This window comes from Pseudomonas sp. RL, from assembly GCF_000647775.1.
Taxonomy (GTDB): Bacteria; Pseudomonadota; Gammaproteobacteria; order Pseudomonadales; family Pseudomonadaceae; genus Serpens; species Serpens flexibilis.
Map to the genome: position 1 here is coordinate 1 of NZ_JBOY01000216.1, position 2526 is coordinate 2526.

Below are 2526 nucleotides of genomic sequence, written 5' to 3' on the forward strand. Positions count from 1 at the left end.
CAGAACGTGTGTTCGGGCACCACACTCGTAGACAATCGCATCCAATCCACGCCCGCGCACAGCCACGCGAACTGCTCGCGCGAGAGCAGGCACTTCTCCTCGTCCGATCGCGGCCAGTGGAAGCGCCCGGCGTGCAATCGCCGCACGCACAGCCACACGCCGGTGCCGTCGATCAGCAGCAGCTTGATCCGCGAACCCGCGCGGTTGCGGAACGCGTAGCCGACCGACGCCGACGAAGAACCGCCGCTACGCTGGACCCACACCAGCAGCCGATCCATGCCGCAGCGCAGATCGATCGGCTCGACCGCCAGGAACCACTGCGAAGGCAGGCGCATCAGCCGTCCCTCCGCGCGATCGGCAGCAGCCGCAGCGGAGCCGCCTCCTGCACCCACATCCGCCGCCGCCACGCCGCGAACTCCCGTCGCGGGATGCCCCACAGCCGGCAGTAGTCCGCCTGGCTCAACCCACTCCGCACCTGCGAGCGCACATGCGCCCGCCACCGCCACGCCTCCGAACACGCCATCGACCGGTCCTCCGTTGGGGAAACCGGCGACGGTCAGGAAGATCGGGTCAGGTTGGAAGGTGAGACAGCCGGACGCTTACTGATGAAGCGGACGTAGCGGCGGCCGAGTGATTGCATCATGGTGCTGACGCAGCCGGTTGTAGCGGGTGTCAGCAGCAGATGCACGTGGTTGGTCATCAACACGTAGGCGTGTACGGCGCAGCCGTATCGGCATGCGGCATCGCGCAGTTCGTCCAGGTAGCGCGTGCGGTCGATGGGCGCGAAGAAGCAGGGGCGGCGATCATTGCCGCGCTGCACGAGGTGCTGCGGCACGCCGAGCAGGTCGATGCGTGGCTGTCTTGGCATGGCGTCGTGAGGGTCTTGACCCAAGGCCCATGCTCGACGCCGACGCGCGCGTGCGAAATCGGGCTTCCGATGCCCTTGGGGTAGGAGAACCACTCAGCCTTCGGCATCACTCACGCCACAGCAATTGCCCAGGGGGGCGCGGCACTCCCTGCGCGCTGCCTGAAAAGTGGACTCTGACCCCTGTTTCCTGTTTCGGTTTCGGCAGCTTCCGCCCCAAAAAGTGCACTCTGACCCCTGTTCTGCTTCTTAGATTCTGTCTTTCGGCTTGGCATCCTCATCTGGAAGCGATTCCGCTGGTGATTGCTCACGCTCGCCAATGCCAACACCTGACACGGCATAGGCTAGGCCGAAGTAGACTGCCGCGGCGATTACGACCATCGAAGCTGACGTAGGATCATTCGGCGATGCGCCCAATAGAATGGGGATAACGGCAATTAGGAGCGCAATCGACTGAAACCCAAAGCGGGGCCCCTCACGCTCAAAGGCGGATGAAGAGCGTAGGACTAGACCAACAAGCAAGCTGACAATCCAGATGGGGGCTGCGACTACTAGCACCATGAACCCAAGGGCGCCGTCATGGTAGGACGCCAAAGCGCAAGGTGCGTGAACTACAAGTGCGCCCGCAAGCGCGGCGGCCTTCATTCGCTTCATGATGAGATCCATTGTCCCTGTAAGCGGCCTGCGGCCGACGGATTTGGCTTCACGGATAACCTCTCCACCAGATAACATTGGCCAGATAGAAAGGCCAAACTTTGCGGACAGCTAGTCCGGCACATGGCGTTGCGTTCAATCAACAGGGAATAGAAAACGAACCTGACCCCATTTCCACAGCAATCGCCCAGGGGGGCGCGGTACTCCCTGCGCGCTGCCCGAAAAGTGGACTCTGACCCCTGTTATAAGGAAACAGGGGTCAGAGTGAATTTTTCGCGCGCCAGACTGCGCTGGTTGTCCGATTCGCTGCGCGCTGCTAGGAAAGCGGACTCTGCCCCGCGCTCCTGAGTGCTCCTGTGCTTCGTTTAGTGGAAAGTGAACCTGAGCCCCTTCTCGGCACGGACCGGATTGAGTTCGACGTAGCGGTAGCAGCGCAGCAGGTGATCGTCGGATTGCACCGGGCAGGCCTTGAAGCGGCCTTCCCAGAGGGTGCCTGTGCGACGGTAGCGATCGTTGATGAAGGTAAGCGTCCGGCCACCACACCTACCGCTCGACCTCACCTTGTGCTGAGCCTTAGCCGCCGAGCGCTGCCCAGCCCTCAACCGGCAGCAAGCTGTCGATATCCCGGTTGCGCGTAGTCGGAAGCCGTGTGAGTACGTCAGTCAGCCAGGCCTGCGGGCAAAGGCCATTGGCCTTGGCGGTGGCGACGAGGCTCATGATCGCGGCGGCGCGCGGGCCGGCGTTCGTGCCGCCGATGAACAGCCAGTTCTTCCGGCCCAGCGTGATCGGGCGGATGGCGTTCTCGATCGGGTTGTTGTCGATCGGGCGACCGCCGTCCTCGAGGTAGCGCAGCAGCGCGGGCCAGCGGCTGAGCGCGTGATTCACCGCCTTGGCGAGGCCGCTGTTCTTCAGCGTTTTGAGGCTCAGCGCCTGCAGCCAGTCGTGCAGTTCCTTCAGCTTCGGCGCGGCGTGCTGCTGGCGATAGGCGCGCAGCGCCTCGCCGTGGA

General features: G+C 63.5%; 4 protein-coding genes. All 4 read right to left on the bottom strand.

The window, feature by feature from the left end; genetic code table 11:
* Positions 1–335 (bottom strand): IS66 family insertion sequence element accessory protein TnpB (gene tnpB, locus AS93_RS0118330; RefSeq protein ID WP_027591921.1); only part of this gene is annotated, 335 nt, incomplete at its 3' end.
* 221 nt (positions 336–556) lie between these two features.
* Positions 557–868: a transposase gene (locus AS93_RS19865; RefSeq protein WP_051587540.1), complete on the bottom strand. Its 312-nt coding sequence runs from the start codon at positions 866–868 to the stop codon at positions 557–559.
* Positions 869–1884: 1016 nt separating this feature from the next.
* Positions 1885–2079: a hypothetical protein gene (locus AS93_RS21005; protein ID WP_218185758.1), complete on the bottom strand. Its 195-nt coding sequence runs from the start codon at positions 2077–2079 to the stop codon at positions 1885–1887.
* 13 nt (positions 2080–2092) lie between these two features.
* The coding region (locus AS93_RS0118350; protein ID WP_027591923.1) for a transposase at positions 2093–2526 on the bottom strand (434 nt) is incomplete at its 5' end.

What these genes read in the sequence shown, in the direction of transcription:
- AS93_RS19865 (WP_051587540.1), bottom strand. Translation starts at nt 868, where the DNA reads ATGCCAAGACAGCCACGCATCGACCTGCTCGGCGTGCCGCAGCACCTC.